At 58.9% G+C, this 336-nt stretch carries 1 protein-coding gene; it reads left to right on the forward strand.

Annotated features, from left to right (window positions below):
* Positions 1–229, forward strand: a 229-nt coding sequence (locus tag EN861_RS34640; protein WP_348630920.1) for a DUF6434 domain-containing protein, incomplete at its 5' end; no start/stop codon positions are given.
* Between the last annotated feature and the right edge of the window lie 107 nt (positions 230–336).

Below are 336 nucleotides of genomic sequence, written 5' to 3' on the forward strand. Positions count from 1 at the left end.
GACGATGATAGCGTTCGACTGGCATGCGGATCCGATTTCGCGTGCTACGGTGATTACGAAATCCTATCGCAACACCCAGAATGTGCGCCGCTTTCTGACACGCGAATGCGGCAGTGCATTCAGGTTCGACCGCCCTTTCATGACCTGGCTCAAGGATGGTACGGAAAAGACCATGGGCGATGCGGCGGACGAATGGCTCCGCCGCCAGGCTGATAAGCGGAAAGCGTAGTTGAGCGGCGAAAAGCGCTTCTTCCTCGATGTCAGGCAGTCGGCGACCGGTGTTTCCTGGGAACATCGGCTGACCGAGCGGCAGGACATGGCTGCTCTGGCCATCGC

This window comes from Mesorhizobium sp. M8A.F.Ca.ET.218.01.1.1 (genome assembly GCF_004791165.1).
Lineage (GTDB): Bacteria > Pseudomonadota > Alphaproteobacteria > Rhizobiales > Rhizobiaceae > Mesorhizobium.